The organism is Kitasatospora griseola, assembly GCF_014648555.1.
GTDB lineage: Bacteria > Actinomycetota > Actinomycetes > Streptomycetales > Streptomycetaceae > Kitasatospora > Kitasatospora griseola.
Genome location: NZ_BMRI01000001.1, coordinates 239,393 through 239,835, shown reverse-complemented (window position 1 = coordinate 239,835; position 443 = coordinate 239,393). Strand labels below are relative to the sequence as shown.

At 71.1% G+C, this 443-nt stretch carries 1 pseudogene; it reads left to right on the top strand.

What is annotated here, in order from left to right:
* Positions 1–168: 168 nt before the first annotated feature.
* Positions 169–443, top strand: a pseudogene (locus tag IEZ12_RS37490) (heme-binding protein); the annotation flags it as partial.

Genomic DNA, 443 nt, shown 5'->3' with positions numbered 1-443 from the left:
GATCGCGGGGCGTACATCAACCGATCGGCTGACACGGTTGTCGTCCATCCTGCTCCGCCGGTCCAGCCGGTTCGCCGATCCGTGGCGGGGGTCCGGCCGCGAACCATGGAGAGCGACGCCGGAGCACCCCAGCAGTCCGGCGCCCAACCACCGATCCAGGAGCCGAAGATGAAGAAGCTGAGCACTCGTACCCGCGTTGTCACCGGCGCCGTCGCGGTGGCCGCGGTCGGGGCGAGCGTGGTCGGCGCCGTCTCCGCCAGTGCCGAGACGCCGAACGTGGCCCCCGCCACCGCCGCCTCGTCGGACGTCCAGAACAAGAACACCTTCGAGACCTCGCACCTGACGGTCGAGGCCGCCACCAAGGCCGCCCAGGCCAGCCTGGACGCCGCGGCGAAGGCCGGCCAGAAGATCTCCGTCGCGGTCGTCGACCGGAACGGCAACGT